Source organism: Pseudomonas sp. SDO5591_S426 (genome assembly GCF_054070755.1).
On the sequence record NZ_JBSVXD010000327.1, the window covers coordinates 1 to 3,591 of the forward strand.

The window sequence follows — 3,591 nt, forward strand, 5'->3', positions numbered from 1 at the left end:
TGCAAAAAGCGATTCTTGCACTTCCACAGGGGGCAGCCGTTCATGGATGTTCTCGCACCGTTCTACCAATACCTGTTCAGGTGGGTGATCGCACCTGTCAGCGAGCAGTTTCTCGGCCTGTTCGACCTCAATGGCCGTCTCTGTGTGGCTTTCCTCTTCGTCTCCTATGCCGTTGCCTACGCTCTGTTCCGTTTCAGGAAGGCTCGCGGGCTGACCGATGCACACACGTTCTGGCAGTTCATCGGCGGCAACCTCGTGCATTTTCATCCTTCGGCGTTGCTCGATTACCGCTACTACTTTGTGCGCGCGATCCTCAAAGTCATGCTGGTGGTGCCGATTGTCGGGCTGGTCGATCCGTACGTGCTGCGCTCCGGCGACTACATCCGATTTTTCACCCACCTGTGGGGCGCGCGGGTGCAGGTCGAGGAACATCTGGCGCTGTCATTGCTCTACGGGCTGGGCGTGTTTTTGCTGCAGGACTTCATCCATTACTGGGCGCACCGCGCTTATCACTCGCGCTACCTGTGGGCCTTCCACAAAGTCCATCATTCGGCGCCGGTGCTGGTTCCGGTGACGGCCAGCCGCGTGCACTTCATCGAGAGAATGGTCGAGCGGCTGATCGACATCGTGTTCATCAGCGCGTTTGCCGGCGTGTTCTGGTACACCTGCGGCGGGGAGATCAGCCGCTATACGCTGTTCGGCGTGACCTACATGGTGTTCATCCTCAACGCACTAGCGGCGAACCTCCGCCACAGCCATGTCTGGCTGTCGTTCGGTCCGGCGGTCGAGCATGTGCTCAACAGTCCGGCGCAGCACCAGATCCATCACAGCGATGCGCCTCGGCACATGAACAAGAACTTCGGCCTCAACCTGTCACTCTGGGACTGGATGTTCGGCACGCTTTACGTCACGCAGGCGAAACCCGAGGCCATCCGCTTCGGCACCGGTGAGGCGGACCACGAGCGTTACCTGACGCTCTATAGCCTGATCGTGACGCCGTTTGTGGAGACGGCGCACAAGTTCCGCCAGACAGAGCGTGCACCTGAAGTCAGCGCTGCGGAAGCTTCCAGCGTTCACGCAACTGCTCGTATTGCGCCTCGGGCAGTTGCACCAGCAGCGGGGACTGGCGCGGGTCCAGCCAGTTGAACAATCGCGCAATGTTTTCCGGGGCCATGGCGGTGCAGCCTCGGGTCGGCGTCGTCGGGGCGCGCCAGATGTGGAAGAAAATGCAGGAGCCGGCGCCGGGAGATGCCGGCGTGTTGTGCTGGATGAAAATCCCTTGGCGATACAGATCGTCCTTGCGTCGCATGCGTTCGGCGCTGTTCCAGTCTTTCGCCACGATTGCGCCGTCGACGAGTTGGTTGTAGCGCGCCGACTGGCTGTCATCCACGCATTCGATGGTCGGGGTCAGCGCGAGATAAGGCAGGCGGGTGTTGGCTGAAGCGTCGTAGCCGAACGCTGTTCCCAGTTTGAACATCCCGGCCGGGGCTTTGTCATCGCCTTCCTGTTTGATGGGGCCTTGGGGTTGATCGACGATTTGCAGGCCCTTGCCCCAGCCCATGCCATTTTTCCCGAGCACCACGGGAAACGCGGCTTCGAACTTTTCAAAGCGGTCGCCGTGCCGTTCATAGCGCTGGGCGATGCCCTGGATGTCATCCCAGTTTTTGCTGGTGACGACAATCAACTGATCGCTGCCGTCGAGTCCCTGGGCCATGGCTGCAGCGGGCAACAGCAGCATCAGCAACGACCAAGCCCCGATCAGGCGCTTCATGGCGTAAGCGGCGTAATGGGGAAATCCATGACGGTCTTCAATGCCGGCTCCGGACTGTACGTGAAGTGCCACCACTCTTTGGCGTAACCGCTGAATCCTTCCTTCTCCATCGCACGGCTGAGTCGCTGGCGATTGTCCTTGGCTGCCGCGCTGATCAGTGATGAATCGGTGTGCGCGCGCTCATCAAAACAATCGAACCCGGTGCCCATGTCGACGGCGCCATCGTGCCAGCGCTGGCCATAAGGCGTGGTGCAATCGACCGCTGTGGCGGCAGGCGTCCAGGTGTCGGCGGGCAGGGCGCCCGGGCCGGTCATGGTGAGGTCGACCGTGTTGCCACGGGAGTGATTGGACACCCGCGCCACGTAACCCAGACGCCAGAAGTCCTGCTTGTCTACCCGTGGATAGAATTCAGCCTTGCGCGGGTCGCCCGGTTCCGCGGCGAAACGGCCCATGTCCGCGACTGCCCGAGCGGGGCGATAGCAGTCGAACACCTTCAAGCCGTAGCCTTCGGCTTTGAGTGCCGTTTGTACCCGGGCCAGTGCCTTGGCTGCATCCGCTGACAGCAGACACTCGGCGGCCTGGTAACCGTCGAGCGGATGTCCGGTGAAGTTGTGGGCGCTGGCGTAGCGGATATCCTGCTCGATGCCCGGATCGATCGTGCGCAGATACACCATGTGTTCGGGTTTCGATTCGTCGGCCATGCACGGCGTGGCAAGGCTCAGGCACAGCAACAACAGACAGGGTGAACGCGACATCGCAAACGGCTCCATGCATGACCAGTCACCTCATCATGGCTTGAAACCCGCTCCACCTCCATGAAGTTGTTGGTCGGCATGATAAGACGAGCGCACCAACGGACCGGACGCGACGTTCTTGAAACCCATGCGCGCGCCTTCCTCGGCGAACCAGGCAAACACGTCCGGATGCACGAAACGCTGCACCGGCAAGTGGCTGCGCGATGGTTGCAGGTACTGGCCGAGGGTGAGCATGTCGATGTCGTGCTCGCGCATGCGCTGCATCACCTCGATGACTTCCTCGTCGGTTTCGCCCAGGCCCAGCATCAGTCCGGACTTGGTCGGCACCTTCGGCACCCGCTGCTTGAAGTTCTGCAACAAGTCCAGCGACCACTCGAAATCCGAACCCGGCCGCGCGGCCTTGTACAGGCGTGGCACGGTTTCCAGGTTGTGGTTGAACACATCCGGTGGTTCCGATGCGGTGATCGTCAGGGCGACGTCCATGCGCCCGCGATAATCCGGCACCAGGGTTTCCAGTTGAATGCCCGGCGACAGCTTGCGGATCTCGCGCAGGCAATCGACAAAGTGCTGGGCACCGCCATCGCGCAAATCGTCGCGATCCACCGAAGTGATCACCACGTACTTCAAGCGTAATTCGGCAATGGCCACGGCGAGGTTGGTCGGCTCGTCGACATCCAGCGGCTTCGGACGTCCGTGGCCGACATCGCAGAACGGGCAGCGGCGGGTGCAGATGTCGCCCATGATCATGAACGTCGCGGTGCCACCGGAAAAACACTCGCCCAGGTTCGGGCAGGAGGCTTCTTCGCAGACACTGTGCAACTTGTGTTTGCGCAGCAGTCGCTTGATGCGGTCGACCTCGGGGGAGGTCGGCATGCGCACGCGAATCCAGTCAGGTTTGCGTGGGAACTCATCGGTGGGAATGATCTTCACCGGAATCCGCGCGACCTTTTCTGCGCCGCGCAGTTTGGTGCCGACTTCTACTTTGGCATTCATGGTGCGTTCCTTGTGCGGCAGGGTACAGAACCTGTGGGAGCGGGCTTGCTCGCGAAGGGGCCGTGTCAGTCG

Annotated in this window: 4 protein-coding genes; 1 reads left to right on the top strand and 3 read right to left on the bottom strand. The window is 61.2% G+C overall.

Annotated elements, in window-relative coordinates:
- Positions 1-42: 42 nt before the first annotated feature.
- Positions 43-1,146, top strand: a complete 1,104-nt coding sequence (locus ACW9JC_RS29345; protein ID WP_457459419.1) for a sterol desaturase family protein — start codon at positions 43-45, stop codon at positions 1,144-1,146.
- Here ACW9JC_RS29345 and ACW9JC_RS29350 read toward each other — a convergent pair.
- The 3 genes from ACW9JC_RS29350 to lipA are packed head-to-tail and all read right to left on the bottom strand — an operon-like array spanning position 1,049 to position 3,519.
- On the bottom strand, positions 1,049-1,771 hold the full coding sequence (locus ACW9JC_RS29350) for a L,D-transpeptidase family protein (protein WP_457459421.1): 723 nt from the start codon (positions 1,769-1,771) through the stop codon (positions 1,049-1,051). The genes ACW9JC_RS29345 and ACW9JC_RS29350 overlap by 98 nt on opposite strands.
- Positions 1,768-2,526, bottom strand: a complete 759-nt coding sequence (locus ACW9JC_RS29355; RefSeq protein WP_457459423.1) for a M15 family metallopeptidase — start codon at positions 2,524-2,526, stop codon at positions 1,768-1,770. Before ACW9JC_RS29355 ends, ACW9JC_RS29350 begins: the two co-directional genes overlap by 4 nt.
- Positions 2,527-2,559: 33 nt before the next feature.
- The gene (gene lipA, locus ACW9JC_RS29360) at positions 2,560-3,519 is read right to left on the bottom strand and encodes a lipoyl synthase (protein WP_457459425.1); all 960 of its coding nucleotides are present in this window, start codon (positions 3,517-3,519) and stop codon (positions 2,560-2,562) included.
- Positions 3,520-3,591 lie beyond the last annotated feature (72 nt).

Excerpts from the sequence above, each read along its gene's own strand:
- ACW9JC_RS29345 (WP_457459419.1), top strand. The coding sequence starts at position 43 with ATGGATGTTCTCGCACCGTTCTACCAATACCTGTTCAGGTGGGTGATC.
- ACW9JC_RS29350 (WP_457459421.1), bottom strand. The coding sequence starts at position 1,771 with ATGAAGCGCCTGATCGGGGCTTGGTCGTTGCTGATGCTGCTGTTGCCC.
- ACW9JC_RS29355 (WP_457459423.1), bottom strand. The coding sequence starts at position 2,526 with ATGTCGCGTTCACCCTGTCTGTTGTTGCTGTGCCTGAGCCTTGCCACG.
- lipA (WP_457459425.1), bottom strand. The coding sequence starts at position 3,519 with ATGAATGCCAAAGTAGAAGTCGGCACCAAACTGCGCGGCGCAGAAAAG.